Consider the following 17,028-nt stretch of genomic DNA (forward strand, 5'->3'; position numbering starts at 1 on the left):
AACTTATCTTCCCAACCACGGCTGTGGATTGACCGCCTGACCCTGACGACGAATTTCGAAATAGAGTGACGGGCGGCCCTGACCGCCACTGCTGCCCACAAGGGCGATGGGTTGGCCAGCGCGCACCTGCGTGCCGACGCTGACCAGCGCGCTCTGGTTGTAGCCGTAAAGACTCATGTCGCCTTTACCGTGCTCGACCACTACCACAAGCCCGTAACCCTGCAGCCAGTCGGCCAGAATCACGCGGCCATCGGCGATGGCTTTCACTTCGCTACCTTCAGACGCACCGATAACGATCCCTTTCCAACGTAGCTCACCCTGCAGCTGTTCGCCATAGCGATGCAGAATTGAACCGCGAACGGGCCAGAAAGCCTGACCGCGAGGAGAGCCGAGGCCGCCGGTACGCGACATCAGGGAACGTTCGCTTTCGCTTGGCTTGTAGGTCGTGCCTTTGCGGGAGGCTTTCTGCTGCTTGTCGCGAACGGCCTGCGCCTCGCGAGCCTCTTTTTCGGCGCGCGCTTTCGCTGCGGCTTCCGCACGGGCGATGCTGTTGCGCAGTTTTGATTCGTTGGCGCGCATTTCGCTCAGCTGGCTCTGACCTTCCTGAATGGAGGACTCGAGACCGGCCAGGGTTTTCTTACGCTCGTTGCGTGCCTGCTCAAGCTTTGCCTGCTGGGCCTGCTGATCGTAGAGCAGCGTCTGCTGCTGGCTCTGCTTCTCTTCCAGCTCGGCTTTTTGCGTGGAAACCTCTTCGCGCGTCTGCTTCAGCTGCGCGATCGTCTCCTGACGCGCCTGGTTCAGATAGCCAAAGTAGGCCTGCAGGCGCTGGCCGCGCTGGCTCTCTTCGCCGCTGAGGATCAGCTGGAGTCCGGTATGTTCACCCTGGCGGAATGCGGCATCAAGCTGTGCGGCAAGGTTGCGCTCCTGCGCATCGCGCTGGCGCTCGAGTTTGGCAATCGACGCGTTCATCTCGTCGATCTGCTTATTCAACTGGGCAAGGGTGTTTTGCGTTTCACGGAGTTTACGCGTGGCAGCGGAGATGGCCTCTTCCTGCTGCTTAAGCTGGGCGAGCAGGGCGGCGCGCTGTTGCTGCTGTTGGCGTACCGCACGCTCTTTGGCGGCGATATCGGCCTGAATGGATTTCAACTGGTCGCGGTCATCCGCGTGGGCGGATGCGGCGCACAGCAATACGCCAGCGCTGAGTGCGCTGGCGTAAAACAGAGGTCTGACTGATAACCTAAGCGGCTTCACGACCCATGTGATTGAAAAAATCGCCTTTCCCCTCATGGGGAGCGATTATTCCACGATGAACAGCGGCTTACCAGTCATCTCTTCAGGGATCGGCATACCCATCAGCGACAACATGGTTGGCGCGATGTCAGAAAGCTTGCCGCCTTCTACGGCTTTCACTGATTTATCACCCACATAAATCAGCGGAACCGGCAGGTTGGTGTGGGCGGTGTGCGCCTGTCCGGTCGCCGGGTCGCGCATCTGTTCAGCGTTACCGTGATCCGCGGTGATCAGCAGCTGGCCGCCAACGGATTCAACCGCTTTCGCCACCTGCTCAACGCAGTGGTCCAGCGCTTCAACCGCTTTCACTGCCGCTTCCATCACCCCGGTATGACCGACCATGTCGCCGTTCGGGTAGTTACAGATGATGGTGTCGTATTTGCCGCTCTCGATGGCCGCAACCAATTTTTCAGTCAATTCTGCAGAGCTCATTTCTGGCTGCAGATCGTAGGTGGCGACTTTCGGGGAGTTGATCAGAATACGTTCTTCGCCTTTGAACGGCTCTTCAACGCCACCGTTAAAGAAGAAGGTCACGTGTGCGTATTTTTCCGTTTCGGAGATACGCAGCTGCGTTTTGTCGTTCTTCGCCATCCACTCACCGAAGGTGTTTGCCAGCGAGGCGGGTGGGTACGCGCACGGCGCTTTGATGTCTGCCGCGTATTCGGTCAGCTGGATGAAGTCGATGTTTACCACTTTCTTACGGGCAAAACCGTCGAAGTCGCTGTTGACGAACGCGCGGGTAATTTCGCGCGCGCGGTCAGCGCGGAAGTTCATGAAGATCAGCGCGTCGCCGTCTTCCATGGCGGCATCGGCCTGGCCTTCAGCGCGAATCACGGACGCTTTCACGAATTCGTCGTTTTCATCGCGTGCATAAGCCGCTTCCAGCGCTTCAACGGCGGTCGCAAACTGGAATTCCCCTTTTGCCAGGGTCAGCAGATCATAGGCCTGTTCAACGCGATCCCAGCGGTTGTCGCGGTCCATGGCGTAGTAACGACCAATGATGGAGGCCACGCGGCCTTTACCCAGCGCGGCGAATTTGTCTTCGAAGGCTTTCAGGGAGCCTTCCGCACTGCGTGGTGGCGTGTCGCGACCGTCCAGGAAGGCGTGCAGATAGATTTTTTCCGCACCGCGCTCAGCGGCCAGTTCAACCATCGCCATGATGTGATCTTCGTGGCTGTGAACGCCGCCAGCAGAGAGCAGACCCATGATGTGAACGGCCTTGCCAGCAGCAACGGCTTTATCAACCGCGCCACACAACGTTGGGTTGGAGAAGAAGGTGCGTTCTTTGATTTCAACGTCCAGACGCGTCAGGTCCTGATACACGATACGCCCGGCGCCCAGGTTAACGTGACCGACTTCGGAGTTGCCCATCTGGCGGTCCGGCAGGCCCACTTCCAGGCCAGACGCGTCAATCAGCGTATGCGGACGTTTTGCCCACAGGGCATCCATGACCGGGGTTTTGGCGTTGAAAATAGCGTTATCCTGGCTGTCTTCACGGTAGCCATAGCCATCCAGAATCACCAGTACCATAGGTTTTTTAGAAACCGACATTGCGACAACCTCATGCTCAAGAGTCAAAATTTGCGTAATTTTACTACAGCTGAATCGATCAAATAGCCGCAGAAGATCAAAGAAAGCGCAGGGGCAAGGGACTCGCCAGACCATTTTGAGGCATTTTTTTAGGTGGCATGCCGCAGAAAATGGATTAGGTTAGGGTCGCTGGCTGTATTTGCCAGAACGCACAGGTATACTCCTGTCCTGGTTTTTTTAATCACTAAGTCGGGAGTAGTTACCCTCCATGCAAGAAATTATGCAATTCGTTAGCCGCCATCCGGTTCTGAGCATCGCGTGGATTGGCCTGCTGGCTGCTGTGCTGTTCACCACATTTAAGAGCCTGACGTCTAAGATTAAGGTTATCACCCGTGGTGAAGCGACGCGTCTGATTAACAAAGAAGATGCTGTCGTGGTCGATCTGCGTCAGCGTGACGATTTCCGCAAAGGGCACATTGCAGGTGCGATTAACCTGCTGCCTGCTGAAATCAAAGCGAACAACGTGGGCGAGCTTGAGAAGCATAAAGCCCAGCCGATTATCGTTGTTGACGGTACCGGCATGCAGGCGCAGGAATCCGCCAGCCTGCTACATAAAGCAGGCTTCGAAAACGTATCTGTGCTGAAAGAAGGCATTTCCGGCTGGAGCGGGGAAAATCTTCCTTTGGTACGCGGTAAATAAGGAGTTCAGTCATGGCCCATATTGAGATCTACACCAAAGCGACGTGCCCGTTCTGCCACCGTGCGAAAGCGTTGCTGAACAGCAAAGGCGTCACGTTCCAGGAACTGCCGATTGACGGTGACGCGATTAAACGCGAAGAGATGATCCAACGTAGTGGTCGTACGACGGTTCCACAGATTTTTATTGATGCGCAGCACATTGGCGGCTGTGATGACTTGTATGCGCTCGACGCCCGTGGTGGACTCGATCCGCTGCTGAGCTAAGAGACTTTAGGACAATTAAAAAGGGTATTTCCATGTCAGAACAAAGCAATAATGAAATGATTTTCCAGATCCAGCGCATCTACACCAAAGATGTCTCTTTTGAAGCGCCAAATGCGCCGCACGTTTTCCAGAAAGACTGGCAGCCAGAGGTTAAACTTGATCTGGATACCGCATCAACCCAACTGGCTGATGACGTGTATGAAGTCGTACTGCGTGTGACCGTGACCGCTTCTCTGGGCGAAGAGACTGCTTTCCTGTGTGAAGTACAGCAGGGCGGTATCTTCTCCATCGGCGGTATCGAAGGCAACCAGATGGCGCATTGCCTGGGTGCGTACTGCCCGAACATTCTGTTCCCGTATGCACGTGAATGCATCACCAGCCTGGTTTCTCGCGGTACATTCCCGCAACTGAACCTTGCGCCAGTTAACTTTGATGCGCTGTTCATGAACTATCTGCAGCAGCAAGCTGGCGAAGGTGCTGAACAACATCAGGATGCCTGATGAGCACTGTTAATGCGTCAATGACTGTGATCGGTGCCGGCTCATACGGCACCGCTCTTGCCATCACGCTGGCAAGAAATGGTCACGATGTGGTCCTGTGGGGCCACGACCCAAAACATATCGCGACGCTACAGCGCGACCGCTGTAACGTGGCGTTTCTCCCGGACGTTCCGTTCCCTGACACCCTGCACCTTGAAAGCGACCTTGCGACCGCGCTGGCGGCCAGCCGCAACATTCTGATTGTGGTTCCGAGCCATGTCTTTGGCGACGTGCTGCGTCAGATTAAGCCGCTGATGCGCCCGGATGCGCGCGTTGTCTGGGCGACGAAAGGACTGGAAGCCGAAACCGGACGCCTGCTGCAGGACGTTGCCCGCGAAGCGCTGGGTGATGCGATCCCGCTGGCGGTCATCTCCGGCCCGACCTTTGCCAAAGAGCTGGCCGCTGGCCTGCCGACGGCGATTTCACTGGCCTCCACCGATCGGGCCTTCTCCGACGATCTCCAGCAGTTGCTGCACTGCGGCAAGAGCTTCCGCGTTTACAGCAACCCCGATTTTATCGGCGTGCAGCTGGGCGGCGCGGTGAAGAACGTGATTGCGATTGGCGCCGGGATGTCCGACGGCATTGGTTTTGGTGCCAACGCCCGTACGGCGCTGATCACCCGCGGTCTGACCGAGATGTCCCGCCTGGGCGAAGCGCTGGGTGCCGATCCGGCCACCTTTATGGGAATGGCGGGCCTGGGCGACCTGGTGCTGACCTGTACCGACAACCAGTCTCGTAACCGCCGCTTTGGCATGATGCTCGGACAGGGCAGCGATGTGAAAGACGCGCAGGAGAAGATTGGCCAGGTGGTGGAAGGCTACCGCAATACCAAAGAAGTCCGCGAGCTGGCGCACCGTTTCGGTGTCGAAATGCCAATAACCGAGGAAATTTATCAGGTATTGTATTGCGGAAAAAATGCGCGCGAGGCAGCATTGACCTTATTAGGTCGTGCGCGCAAGGACGAGCGCAGCAGTAACTAGTCGGAACCGTTGTCACCTGAATGACCCAGCCAGCGCAGAACTGGCTGGTCATTAACTATCGTCTGGAGTAAGCAATGCCGTGTGAAGAACTGGATATCGTCTGGAATAACATTAAAGCCGAAGCCCGGGCGCTGGCCGACTGTGAGCCTATGCTGGCCAGTTTCTACCACGCAACGCTACTCAAGCACGAAAACCTCGGCAGCGCGCTGAGCTATATGCTCGCCAACAAGCTGGCGTCCTCGATCATGCCCGCGATTGCGATTCGTGAGGTGGTGGAAGAGGCTTACGCCGCTGACCCTGAAATGATTGCGTCTGCCGCCTGTGATATCCAGGCGGTGCGCACCCGTGACCCGGCGGTCGATAAATATTCTACGCCGCTGCTGTACCTGAAAGGCTTTCACGCCCTGCAGGCGTACCGCATTGGCCACTGGCTATGGAATGAAGGCCGCCGCGCGCTGGCGATCTTCCTGCAAAACCAGGTTTCCGTGACGTTTCAGGTTGATATTCACCCGGCGGCGAAGATTGGCCGCGGGATCATGCTCGACCACGCCACCGGGATCGTTGTCGGGGAAACGGCGGTGATTGAAGACGACGTCTCGATTCTGCAGTCGGTTACCCTGGGCGGTACCGGGAAAACCAGCGGCGATCGCCATCCGAAAATTCGTGAAGGGGTGATGATTGGCGCGGGTGCCAAAATCCTCGGCAATATCGAAGTCGGACGCGGCGCGAAGATCGGCGCAGGCTCCGTGGTGCTCCAGCCGGTGCCGCCGCACACCACCGCCGCTGGCGTACCGGCGCGCATCGTCGGTAAGCCAGACAGCGATAAGCCGTCCATGGATATGGATCAGCACTTCAACGGCATTCACCATACCTTCGAGTATGGTGACGGCATTTAACTTCTGAGAATGGCGCCCGGATATCCCAGCTGGCGCCATGCTTCATACACCACCACCGACACCGCGTTCGACAGGTTCATGCTGCGGCTGTCCGGCATCATCGGAATACGGATTTTCTGCTCAGCGGGCAGGGCATCCAGGATCGTGGCCGGCAGGCCGCGGGTTTCCGGGCCAAACATCAGATAGTCACCTGCCTGATAGCTTACGGCGCTGTGCGCTGGCGTGCCTTTGGTGGTCAGGGCGAACATGCGCTGCGGCTGCTCTGCTTCCAGAAACGCGGCGTAATCGTGGTGGCGAATAACGGCGGTAAATTCATGATAATCCAGCCCTGCGCGACGCAGGCGTTTGTCGTCCCACGTAAAGCCCATCGGCTCAATAATGTGCAGACGAAAACCGGTGTTGGCACACAGGCGGATAATATTGCCGGTATTCGGCGGAATTTCTGGTTCGAATAAAACGATGTTAAGCATGCTGCCCCCTTAATTGCGGGGGCAGGATAGCAGAAAAGAGAGGAACTACGCGACGCCGGGTTCCTGCGAGCGGCTGTACAGCATTTTGTAGACGGTTGCCGCCGCGGCCACCAGGGCGGGCACGCTGAGGATCATTAAAATACTGTCCGCCTGCCACTGCATGGAAAGAAGCTGGGCGCTGGTCATGGTTCCCGCCACGCCGCCAAAGCGGCCGATCCCCTGCATCCAGGCGATGCCCGTCGCGCGGCACTCGGTAGGGTAAAAGGTGGCGGCCAGGGTCTGCATGCCCGACTGCGCACCGTTCATCGCGATCCCCATCAGGAAGATCAGCCCGCCAAACAGGGCGATATGGTTATGCTCAATGCCCAGTAACAGAATAAGGCCCATCGTCAGGACGAAACCACACGCAACCACCCTGTGCGCTTCCCAGCGGTCCATCATCCAGCCTGCGAGCAGGATCCCCGCGGTACCGCCGAAGGTGAACAGCGAAGTCAGCCATGCGGATTCCGCCAGGGCATAGCCCATGCCCTGCATCAGCGTCGGCATCCAGCTCAGCAGGACGTAATAAATCACCAGTCCCATAAAGTAGGTGATCCACAGCATCAGGGTGCCGGGTAGCCAGGGCATGGAAAACAGCTGCGACACGCTCCCTTTTTTCGACGCGACCTTCTCCTCCGCCAGGAAAAAGCCCGTGACGCCCTCCAGCGTGCTGCGCGAGAACCGGCTGGCGATACGGCGGACCTGCATGACATCTTTCCCGCGCTGCACCAGAAACTTCACCGACTCCGGTAAAAGCAGCGCCAGCAGCAGCGTTAAAACCAGCGGTGCAATTGCGCCGGTCAGCAGCACGCTTCGCCAGCCGTGGTGGGGAATCAGCCAGGACGAGATCGCGCCGCCGCCCGCCGCACCCAGAGGGAAGCCGCAGTACATGGTATTGATCGCCATGGCGCGACAGCGCTGGGGGGCAAACTCGGAGATCAGCGTAATGGCGTTCGGCATGGCGGCACCGAGCCCCAGGCCGGTCAGGAAGCGCCACAGCGTCAGGGTATTCAGGCTTTGCGCCCAGGCCGTCCCCAGGCTCGCAAGGCCGAAGAACAGGCACGAAAAGACCAGCACGCGCTTGCGCCCCATCCGGTCCGATACCGGACCGGCAATCAGCGCGCCCAGCGACAGCCCCAGCAGCGCGGCGCTCAGCACCGGCCCCAGATCCTGCTTGTGGATCCCCCATTCTGCCGACAGCGTAGGCGCGATGTAGCCCATCGCCGCCGTATCAAAGCCATCGATCGCCAGAACCAGAAAGCCCAGCACAATGAGCAGCCAGTGAAACCCTGAAAAGCGGCTGTCGTCGATCACCTGCTGAATATCCACCTTACCTGAATAGGTCATACGCTCCCCTCTGATGTGATGTTGTTTTTGTGTTCTTGTCTTTGCTTGTCTATACAATTGCGGGCGACAGGTAGATGTCAAATTTTCTTATCCAATATGTTATCTGGATGTTATTTTTGGCATAAAAAAGCGCCCGAGGGGGAGATCGGACGCGTGAGAAGAGGTGTTAACGAGGGATAATTCAGGCCGCGTTTCCCTGAGCAAGCGGAGCCAGCGCGGCCGGTAATTTGCTCAACTCCTGCACCAGAGAATCCCTGCTGATTTCGCTAATCGTTTTTGCACCGGTCAGCGTCATCGCTACCTTCATCTCTTTTTCGATCAGGTTAAGCAGATTCGCCACGCCCGCCTGGCCCGCGGTCGCCAGGGCGTACAGATACGCGCGCCCCAGCAGCACGCTGTCGGCACCCAGTGCAATCATGCGCACCACGTCCAGCCCGTTGCGGATCCCGCTGTCGGCCAGGATGGCAATATCGCCTTTCACCGCATCGGCAATGGCCGGCAGGGCGCGGGCGGAGGAGAGCACCCCGTCGAGCTGGCGGCCGCCGTGGTTAGAAACCACAATCCCGTCTGCGCCAAAGCGGACCGCATCGCGGGCATCTTCCGGGTCGAGGATCCCCTTGATCACCATCGGGCCATCCCAGAATTCGCGGATCCACTCCAGGTCTTTCCAGGAGATGGACGGATCGAAGTTGTTCGCCAGCCAGCCGATGTAATCCTCCAGCCCGGTGGGTTTACCCAGATACGCCGAGATATTCCCGAGATCGTGCGGACGACCGTTCAGGCCGACATCCCACGCCCACTGCGGGTGGGTCACGGCCTGCCAGTAACGACGGAGCGCAGCGTTCGGGCCGCTCATGCCGGAGTGGGCGTCACGATAGCGCGCGCCGGGGGTCGGCATATCAACGGTAAAGACCAGCGTGGAGCAGCCCGCCGCTTTGGCGCGCTCCATCGCGTTACGCATAAAGCCGCGATCGCGCAGGACGTACAGCTGGAACCACATTGGCCGCTTGATGGTCGGGGCGACCTCTTCAATCGGGCAGACCGAGACGGTAGAGAGGGTAAACGGAATGCCTTTGGCATCTGCCGCGGCGGCGGCCTGCACTTCACCACGGCGGGCGTACATGCCGCACAGGCCGACAGGTGCGAGCGCTACCGGCATGGAGAGCGTTTCGTTGAACAGTTTCGTCTCAAGGCTGAGGTCAGACATATTCTTCAGCACGCGCTGGCGCAGCGCCACCTCCGACAGGTCTTCCACGTTGCGGCGCAGGGTGTATTCGGCATACGCCCCTCCGTCAATGTAGTGGAACAGGAACGGGGGCAAAATGCGCTGCGCCGCGGCGCGATAGTCACTGGCTGCTGAAATAATCATGCTTTGTTCTCCCTGGAAATATCACTGTCGCCAGGCAGACGGGTAATACGCGCCTGTCGGGCCTGGTCTTCATCGAATCGTTTAATCGTGGTGTGCACGAAACCGAGATGCGCCATCATCGCTTTGCGTGCGGCCTCGGCATCGCCGGCCAGAATGGCGTTGAGCACCGCCTCGTGTTGTTCGGTCAGCTGGGCAAACACCGGCGGAACCAGATACATCCGCTGGCGGCTCTGCTTCACGGAGGATTGCAGCAGGTCGAAGAACCCGCGCATGGTCTGGAGCAGCACCACGTTGTGCGACGCCTCGGCAATCGCCAGGTGAAAGCGCACGTCCGCCTGGGAGGCGATATCCGGGTCGCTGCTTTGCGTGGCCTCAAAGCAGGCGATGAGTTTCTCTTTGTCGGCCTCGGTTGCCCGCATGGCCGCGTGCCAGGCGGTACTGGTTTCGATGGCGTGACGCGCTTCAAGGATGTCGAAGCTGTAGTCCGGGTCGTTCTCCATCAGCGTTTTCAGCGGCTGAACGATGTTTTGCTCGGACCAGTCGTCATGCTGCCAGCGTACAAAGGTGCCGCCGCCGCGACGGCTTACCAGCACCCCTTCGCTGACCAGCGTCGCCAGCGCCTCGCGCAGTGAGTTGCGCGACACGCCAAGCTGGGCGGCGAGCTGGCGTTCGGCGGGCAACTTCATGCCCGCTTCCAGCTGTTGTTCTTCAATCAGCGCCCGCACGCGAGAGGCAATCTCGTCGGACAGGCGTCTGGGCATCACTATCATGGGATCATCCAGGTTAAGACATAGGCCTGCAGGGTGGTGATCACTCCGACCATGCAGGTGAATATCAGGCTGTGTTTCACGGTAAAGCGGAACAGATCCGACTCTTTACCGACCAGTCCCACCGCCGCACAGGCAATGGCAATGGACTGCGGGGAGATCATTTTCCCGGTCACGCCGCCCGTCGTGTTCGCGGCCACCAGCAGGACGTCCGACACGCCAATCTGCTGGGCCGCCGTTGCCTGCAGTGCGGCAAACAGGGCGTTAGACGAGGTATCGGAACCGGTCAGGAACACCCCCAGCCAGCCGAGGAACGGCGAGAAGAAGGTGAAGGCGTGGCTGGTATGGGCCAGCGCCAGTGCCAGCGTTGATGACAGGCCGGAGTAGTTCGAGATAAACGCGAACGCCAGCACCATGCCGATGGAGTAGATCGGCAGCATCAGCTCTTTAACGGTCGCCGCAAAGGTCTGTACCGCCGCCGCAGGCTTCATGCGCAGCCACACCACGGAAAGAATAGCGGCAAACAGGATGGCGGTCCCGGTGGCGGAGAACCAGTCGAATTTATAGACCGCAGCATACGGCGTGGCGGCGTGCACCACCGGCGGCATACGGGCGACCATCTTGTCGAGGAACGGCACCGAAACGTTAATGACCATGTCGTACAGCGCGCCGCCCGGGGCGAACAGAGCTTTAAACGGCGGGATGCTCCACAGCGTAACCGTGGCGGTCAGGAACAGGAACGGCGACCAGGCGCGGATCACCTGGCCTGCGGTGTAGCCGGTGCGGGCCAGCGTTTGATCGACCTGTGAGGCGCCCATGTCGGCGAAGCGGAAAATACGAACCGGCTGCCAGCGTTTCAGGAACAGCGTCAGGCAGACCAGCGACACCAGTGAAGAGATGATGTCCGGCAGCTCCGGGCCAAGGAAGTTCGAGCTGAGGTACTGGGCAATCGCGAACGAACCGCCCGCCACCATCACCGCAGGCCAGGTCTCCTTCACGCCGCGCCAGCCGTCCATAATCGCCATGATCCAGAAGAGGACGATAATGGTCAGGAACGGCAGCTGGCGGCCAACCATCTGGCCAATCTCAAAGCTGTCCAGACCGGTCACCTGGCCCGCGACCAGAATCGGAATACCCATCGCGCCAAACGCCACCGGCGCGGTGTTCACAATCAGGCACAGGCCCGCGGCATAGAGCGGGTTAAAGCCCAGCCCCACCAGCAGCGCGGCGGTGATCGCCACCGGTGCGCCAAAGCCTGCCGCGCCTTCCAGAAACGCCCCGAAGGAGAAGCCGACAATCAGCATCTGCAGGCGCTGGTCCGGCGTGATGGAGAGAATCGACGAGCGGATGATGTCAAACTGCCCGGTTTTCACAGAGATTTTATAGACGAAGACCGCCGCGATGATGATCCACGCAATCGGCCACAGGCCGTAGAAGAAACCGTAGACGACGGAGGCCAGCGCGCGATCGACCGGCATCTTGTAGAAGAACAGCGCCACCATCAGGGCGATGGCGACGGTGTACGTCGCGGCAAGGTAGCCCTTCAGCTTGAGCTTAATCAGCGCAAAGAAGAAGAACAGGATCGGCAGCGATGCGATCAGGCTCGATAGCCAGATATTTCCGGCCGGGTCGTAGTTTTGTTGCCAGAGGCTCATGCAGGTCTCCTGGGGACCAGACAGCCTGCGCTGCGGGTGAGTCTCCGCTCATCTCTGCGTCACAGTCTGTGTAAAAGTGGTCCTGCCAATGTTGTGTTGTAGGGTTAATGACAATGAATGGTTAACCAGATGTTATGAGCTAGCAATGGTTTTGTGAGCGGAAATAATGAAATTGTGAACCGGGGGAGGATTGATTGCGCTATTGGTTGGACCAATTCACGCGAAGGGGAAAAGAGTAGGCCGGGTAAGCGCAACGCCACCCGGCATGAAATCAGAACGCCGTCTTACAAAAACCCGTCATCTCTTTCAGGCCCATTTCGCGGCCAAGCTCGGTCATCGGGTGAACCACCACCAGACCACGGACGCTTTTCTTCAGCTTGCCCATGTCGGCCTGCTCTTTTTTGGTGATCGCACGGCGGTGCGGCATGTTCATCAGCTTCTGCGCTTCTTTGCTCAGCTTCTGGCCTTTGACCTCGCGCAGGCGCTCAATCTCCGCTTCCAGCTTTGCGGTCTCTTTTTCAAGCTCGGCATACTTCTCGGCGGACTCGACCAGCGACAGGCCCGCCATCTGGTGGCGGATGAGATCCAGGCGGTCGCTCAGGCGTTTAATTTCGTTCTTTTCGACTTCTTTCATGACAAATAACTCTGAAAACGGGGAATTTACAGGGAAGGATACACCAATGTGAGCAGGCTTACTTCTGAAACGCTTTTTTTAAGCTGATTCGGGAAATCAGCTCAGTCAGGGAGAGAACCATCGTGGAACGGACAACCTGTTGATAACGCAGCTTTTGCATCGCGTAGAGCTCAGGGTCGCTGTTATCAAACTGCGGTGCCGGAGGAAGCGCGGTGACGCAGTGCAGCTCGCCGAACGGCCCCAGGATTTCATCGTCGGTAAAGGTGTATTCGTTACCGTCATGGTTGAGTTCTTCGCGCAGCGCCATTAACAGCTCCGCATCTTCATACTCTTGTCGGTTCAGCACGCCAAGACCATAAATCAGCTTCAGACGCACGGATAAATCGCCCAGCGGTCCGTCTCCGTCCAGTAACGGTTCTACAGCATATTTTACCGCGTAGTCGTCTTTGCGAAACACCTGAAGCACCAGGATATTCACCGCCTCGGTTAACAGCTCGACGGCGGCAATCAGGAAACTTCGTACGGTTTTGCCAGCATTCAGACGCTCAAGCACACGATTTTCAAAGGCCTGGGTTTGTTCCATTATTGCCTGCATATCTGACAATCTATTATTTGGGCGCAGGTTAACCTGCGCCGCACTGTGCATCATTTGGTTGCGTTGTATGCGTTAACCGCCTCCACAACCACGTCGCTGTTGGCGTCCAGACCGGAAATCTGCGCCAGCGCAGCCTGCGCGCCTTTGTTATCAATCAGCTGAGCCAGTTCCTGCGCCTGCGGGTCCTGCTCGCTGCGGTAGTGCATCGCGGCGGCAATTCCTTTCACCAGGTTGGCGTGCGGCAGACCGTATTCCAGCGTGCCCAGCAGCGGCTTAATCAGGCGGTCGCCCGCGCTCAGCTTACGCAGCGGCTGACGGCCCACGCGCTCAACGTCATCTTTCAGATACGGGTTTTCAAAGCGACCGAGGATTTTCTGGATGTATGCTGCGTGTTTCTCAGCATCAAAACCGTAGCGTTTGATCAGCACCGCGCCGCTCTCTTCCATTGCCCCTTTTACCACCGCGCGGATCTTCTCATCGAGGATCGCATCACGAATGGTCTGATGACCGGCCAATTTTCCGAGGTACGCGGTTATAGCATGCCCGGTGTTCAGCGTGAAGAGTTTGCGTTCGACAAATGCCATCAGGTTATCGGTTAATTCCATTCCCGGAATAGTAGGCAAGTCGCCTTTAAACTGGGTTTTATCAACGATCCACTCGCTGAAGGTTTCCACGGTCACTTCCAGCGGGTCGTTGGTGGCAGATTCTGACGGCGGAACGATGCGGTCCACGGCGGAATCCACAAACCCTACGTGCGCTTCCACCCAGGCTTTGTCTTCATCTGCCACAGCGTTGAGAACGTGGCCTTTCAGCTGCGTGGTGCCGCGCACCATGTTTTCACAGGCGATGATGTTCAGCGGGGTGTCGATACCCTGAGCTTTACGTTTTGCCAGGCCTTTCGCGACCGCAGGGGCGATGCGCTCAAGCACAACCGGGCCCACGGCGGTGGTGACCAGATCGACGCTGGCGATAAGGTCAATAACGTCGTCGCCGATGCTGCTGACCGCGTTGACGCCAGATACTGTCTCAACCTGCTCATTTTCGCCCACCACATGGACCTGATAGCTATGACGGGCATTCAGGGCATCCAGGACGACCTGATTCACATCGGCGAATGTCAGGGTAATGCCCGCGTCTGCCAGCAGTTTACCGATAAAACCACGACCGATATTACCTGCGCCAAAATGTAATGCTTTCATAGTGTTAACCTTCATCAATGTTTTTACCCGAGAGGGCTGGGGTGAGGAACGTTTTCCCCTCACCCTAGCCCTCTCCCCGGGGGGAGAGGGAGGAGTACCGTTATTTGTTAAGCAGAGCCAGAACTTCTTCAACGCTGGTGGTGTTCGCCAGACGCTCAATAACCGTTTCGTCATCCAGCGCGTTGGTCAGGCTGGTAATCACCTGAATGTGCTCGTTGTTGCGAGCGGCGATACCAATGACCAGACGGGCGATGTCATCTTCTTCTTCACCGAAGCGAACGCCCTGCGGGTACTGACAGAATACGACGCCGGTTTTCAGGACGCGATCTTTCGCTTCAACCGTACCGTGCGGCACCGCGATGGATTCGCCCAGATAGGTTGGCGTCAGTTTTTCGCGTTCCAGCATCGCGTCGACATATTCAGGCTGAACGTAGCCGCCTTTCACCAGCTGCTCACCGGCAAAGCGAATCGCGTCTTCTTTGGTGGCCGCGGTACGACCGAGGAAGATGTTTTCCGCACCCAGCTTAAACAGGTGGGCGTTGCTCTCGTCGAAGCTGTCCTGCAGGCTGGAGCGCACTTTCACTTCGTTGTCTTCGTGACGCTGCGCGGCAACCAGACGTTCGGTCAGGCTGGTGTACAGGCCGCTGTCGAGGAAGTTGGTCAGCGAAATGTGCTGTGCCTGCGGCACCTGGCGCATGGCGCGTTCGGTCAGATCGCGGTGCGTGATCACCAGGTCAACATCAGGCGGCAGGCTGTTAATGGCGCTGTTGGTCACGGAGATGTTGGTCAGGCCTGCATCCTGCACTTTCTTACGCAGCACGCCTGCACCCATTGCGCTGGAGCCCATACCGGCATCACAGGCAACGATGATTTTACGCACGTGGCTCAGGTCGTTAGAAACATCACCTGCTGCCAGTGGCGTTGCGCCTTTGGATTCGGCTTTCATGTCGTGCATACGACGGGTTGCGGCTTCGATGTCATCATCTTCTTTCACCTTGCTGGTTTTCAGCAGGATAGAAGAGACCACGAAGGAGACGGCCATTGCCGCAAAGATAGCTGCGAGGTTCGCGAAATAAGCGCCTTTTGGCGTCATCGCCAGTACCGCCAGGATAGAACCCGGAGAGGCCGGAGAAACCAGACCACCGCCCAGGACGCTCAGCGTGAACACGCCGGTCATACCGCCGAGGATAACGGCCAGGATCAGACGTGGGTTCATCAGCACGTATGGGAAGTAAATTTCGTGGATACCGCCCAGGAAGTGGATGATCGCCGCACCGCCAGCAGACTGTTTTGCGCTGCCACGGCCAAAGAAGATGTACGCCAGCAGTACGCCCATACCCGGACCCGGGTTGGCTTCAATCAGGAAGAAGATGGACTTGCCGAGATCGTGTGACTGCTGAATGCCCAGCGGCGAGAAGATACCGTGGTTGATGGCGTTGTTAAGGAACAGGATTTTCGCCGGTTCAACGAAGATAGACGCCAGCGGCAGCATCTCGTGCGCCACCATGAAGTTAACGCCTGCCGCCAGAATTTTGGACAGCACTTCAACCGCAGGGCCAATGCCGAGGAACGCCAGAATGGCGAGGATCATCCCGATGATGCCCGCAGAGAAGTTGTTCACCAGCATTTCGAAGCCGGATTTGATCTTACCATCAACCCAGACGTCGAATTTCTTAATCGCCCAACCGCCCAGAGGACCGGCAATCATCGCACCGAGGAACATCGGCATATCCGCACCGACGATAACACCCATGGTTGTGATGGCACCCACGACGCCACCACGGTCACCGCCCACCAGACGACCCCCGGTGAAACCGATGAGCAGCGGCAGGAGATAGGTAATCATTGGGCCAACAAGTTTCGCCAGCGTTTCGTTAGGCAACCACCCTGTCGGAATGAACAATGCAGTGATGATACCCCACGCGATAAACGCGCCGATATTTGGCATCACCATGTTGCTGAGGAAACGACCAAAGCTTTGAACTTTGATCTTGAAATCGGATGACATAAAACACCCCTTCTTCTGTTTACGCTTAGGCTTATGGCCCGAGATTTATTGTTAATGAGGCGGCAGAGGTAGCCGGGCCCTGTTCTGATGCTGTGAAATCTGGCACTGAATCGTTCAACTGTCCAGACAGGGAAAATTTATGTGATGCGTGTCACGTAAAGGCAGGGGGTAGGGATGTCAATGAAGTGATCTCAATCACAAAATAAGTGGGCAAAAAAAATACGATGGCGAGAAAAAAAGCAAAATCCACCCCTTTGTGTGATTACCGTCACGTTTTGCCATAGCGTGTTTGTTTCTGGATTGTGACTGATTTCACAAAATATTTTTATGCAGATTTCTCCGGCTGTGATCGGCGGCAAACTCTGCTTCGCGTTTCAGCGCCAGGATGATATGGCACGACACGATAAGCTAAAAAACCACTTTTGATGTGTGGTATGGCGAAAAGTTAAAAGGTGGATTACGCTCATATTGTAAGGTTAAGTCTATTATTATTCAGGATATATTTTGACACGCTTATAAACTTGCATGGAGATATTATAAAAACTCATACTCCCCGGCTCGGAAATAGTAAGCACATCCCCGTGTTTATAAAAAAATTAATTAGGTTGCGTACCGTTTTATTAAGGAAGTTGCGATTAAGTGGTCCGCAGCTCCCGATATGACGCCCCAAACCGTCCTTTATCGACGTCCTGTGGCTCAATTTTCCAATTTTCAGCCCAAAATCGTCTCTTCGTGGCTGATTTTGGC

At 57.3% G+C, this 17,028-nt stretch carries 16 protein-coding genes; 5 read left to right on the forward strand and 11 right to left on the reverse strand.

The annotated features are described in order from the left end of the window. Positions 1-3: 3 nt before the first annotated feature. Positions 4-1,263: a murein hydrolase activator EnvC gene (envC, locus tag ACOTXT_RS13630; RefSeq protein ID WP_333165787.1), complete on the reverse strand. Its 1,260-nt coding sequence runs from the start codon at positions 1,261-1,263 to the stop codon at positions 4-6. A 33-nt stretch (positions 1,264-1,296) separates the two neighbouring features. Continuing rightward, positions 1,297-2,841 (reverse strand): 2,3-bisphosphoglycerate-independent phosphoglycerate mutase, encoded by a 1,545-nt coding sequence (gpmM, locus tag ACOTXT_RS13635; RefSeq protein WP_023294812.1) that lies wholly within the window; start codon positions 2,839-2,841, stop codon positions 1,297-1,299. Positions 2,842-3,088: 247 nt separating this feature from the next. Here gpmM and ACOTXT_RS13640 point away from each other — a divergent pair, with 247 nt between their 5' ends. The 5 genes from ACOTXT_RS13640 to cysE all read left to right on the forward strand — a co-directional run bounded on the left by ACOTXT_RS13640 (position 3,089) and on the right by cysE (position 6,198). Continuing rightward, on the forward strand, positions 3,089-3,520 hold the full coding sequence (locus ACOTXT_RS13640; protein ID WP_008502714.1) for a rhodanese-like domain-containing protein: 432 nt from the start codon (positions 3,089-3,091) through the stop codon (positions 3,518-3,520). An 11-nt stretch (positions 3,521-3,531) separates the two neighbouring features. Continuing rightward, complete coding sequence (grxC, locus tag ACOTXT_RS13645; RefSeq protein WP_008502715.1) at positions 3,532-3,783, forward strand: glutaredoxin 3; 252 nt, start codon at positions 3,532-3,534, stop codon at positions 3,781-3,783. A gap of 32 nt (positions 3,784-3,815) precedes the next feature. Continuing rightward, positions 3,816-4,283: a protein-export chaperone SecB gene (gene secB / locus ACOTXT_RS13650; protein WP_008502716.1), complete on the forward strand. Its 468-nt coding sequence runs from the start codon at positions 3,816-3,818 to the stop codon at positions 4,281-4,283. Continuing rightward, entirely contained in the window at positions 4,283-5,302 is a 1,020-nt protein-coding gene (gpsA, locus tag ACOTXT_RS13655) for an NAD(P)H-dependent glycerol-3-phosphate dehydrogenase (RefSeq protein WP_008502717.1), read from the forward strand. The genes secB and gpsA overlap by 1 nt, the downstream gene beginning before the upstream one ends. A gap of 74 nt (positions 5,303-5,376) precedes the next feature. Continuing rightward, the gene (gene cysE, locus ACOTXT_RS13660) at positions 5,377-6,198 is read left to right on the forward strand and encodes a serine O-acetyltransferase (RefSeq protein ID WP_008502718.1); all 822 of its coding nucleotides are present in this window, start codon (positions 5,377-5,379) and stop codon (positions 6,196-6,198) included. Here cysE and trmL read toward each other — a convergent pair. From trmL to ACOTXT_RS13705, 9 genes are all read right to left on the reverse strand, one after another. Then, positions 6,195-6,668, reverse strand: a complete 474-nt coding sequence (gene trmL, locus ACOTXT_RS13665; RefSeq protein ID WP_021242431.1) for a tRNA (uridine(34)/cytosine(34)/5-carboxymethylaminomethyluridine(34)-2'-O)-methyltransferase TrmL — start codon at positions 6,666-6,668, stop codon at positions 6,195-6,197. The two genes, cysE and trmL, sit on opposite strands and share 4 nt — an antisense overlap. Before the next feature lie 45 nt (positions 6,669-6,713). Beyond that, positions 6,714-8,054, reverse strand: a complete 1,341-nt coding sequence (locus ACOTXT_RS13670; protein ID WP_333165767.1) for an aromatic acid/H+ symport family MFS transporter — start codon at positions 8,052-8,054, stop codon at positions 6,714-6,716. Positions 8,055-8,235: 181 nt separating this feature from the next. Beyond that, positions 8,236-9,423, reverse strand: coding sequence for a quinone-dependent L-lactate dehydrogenase (gene lldD / locus ACOTXT_RS13675; RefSeq protein WP_333165765.1), 1,188 nt, complete (start codon positions 9,421-9,423; stop codon positions 8,236-8,238). Further along, a complete protein-coding gene (gene lldR / locus ACOTXT_RS13680) occupies positions 9,420-10,193 on the reverse strand; it encodes a transcriptional regulator LldR (protein WP_032654503.1) in 774 nt (257 codons plus the stop codon). Before lldR ends, lldD begins: the two co-directional genes overlap by 4 nt. Beyond that, positions 10,190-11,845, reverse strand: a complete 1,656-nt coding sequence (gene lldP / locus ACOTXT_RS13685) for an L-lactate permease (RefSeq protein ID WP_023294815.1) — start codon at positions 11,843-11,845, stop codon at positions 10,190-10,192. Before lldP ends, lldR begins: the two co-directional genes overlap by 4 nt. 271 nt (positions 11,846-12,116) lie before the next feature. Next, a complete protein-coding gene (locus tag ACOTXT_RS13690; protein ID WP_021242435.1) occupies positions 12,117-12,479 on the reverse strand; it encodes a YibL family ribosome-associated protein in 363 nt (120 codons plus the stop codon). A gap of 58 nt (positions 12,480-12,537) precedes the next feature. Further along, complete coding sequence (gene mtlR / locus ACOTXT_RS13695; RefSeq protein WP_045352761.1) at positions 12,538-13,128, reverse strand: mannitol operon repressor MtlR; 591 nt, start codon at positions 13,126-13,128, stop codon at positions 12,538-12,540. Then, positions 13,125-14,288, reverse strand: a complete 1,164-nt coding sequence (mtlD, locus tag ACOTXT_RS13700) for a mannitol-1-phosphate 5-dehydrogenase (RefSeq protein WP_084832070.1) — start codon at positions 14,286-14,288, stop codon at positions 13,125-13,127. Before mtlD ends, mtlR begins: the two co-directional genes overlap by 4 nt. An 85-nt stretch (positions 14,289-14,373) precedes the next feature. Then, on the reverse strand, positions 14,374-16,281 hold the full coding sequence (locus ACOTXT_RS13705; RefSeq protein ID WP_023294817.1) for a PTS mannitol transporter subunit IICBA: 1,908 nt from the start codon (positions 16,279-16,281) through the stop codon (positions 14,374-14,376). Positions 16,282-17,028: the final 747 nt, after the last annotated feature.

The sequence above is a fragment of the Enterobacter cloacae complex sp. IR5422 genome, from assembly GCF_049238165.1.
In the GTDB taxonomy this organism is placed as follows: domain Bacteria; phylum Pseudomonadota; class Gammaproteobacteria; order Enterobacterales; family Enterobacteriaceae; genus Enterobacter; species Enterobacter roggenkampii.